Origin of the sequence: Novilysobacter selenitireducens (assembly GCF_020026895.1) — a bacterium.
Classification (GTDB): Bacteria; Pseudomonadota; Gammaproteobacteria; order Xanthomonadales; family Xanthomonadaceae; genus Lysobacter_C; species Lysobacter_C selenitireducens.
The window spans coordinates 1-290 of the sequence record NZ_JAINZW010000053.1; the positions used below are offsets into that span (position 1 = coordinate 1).

Below are 290 nucleotides of genomic sequence, written 5' to 3' on the forward strand. Positions count from 1 at the left end.
AATACTCCGTAGAGTCCAGGTCCCCAATCTCCAAATAATGCTCATCTGGATTAATGAATTCCTTCTGGTTGAGGAACCAGACGAAGAGAATGCGTCCGATCAAACGGCTGGCGAACATCTTCGCGTCACCCTCGTCATGTCCGGCGGCAACAAGCGCCTTGACCAATTCGTTGAACCGTGCGGCGATACCAGCATAGAAGCGCTGGTTGACCTCGGCGACGTTGAGCGCATCCCACATCGCCGCATGCGCACACGCCTTGTCCGATTCCTCGACGGACCCATCCGGCTCG

General features: G+C 56.2%; 1 protein-coding gene. It reads right to left on the minus strand.

From position 1 onward, the window contains the following. On the minus strand, positions 1-290 hold a 290-nt coding region (locus tag K6753_RS14520), incomplete at both ends, for a hypothetical protein (RefSeq protein WP_223677176.1).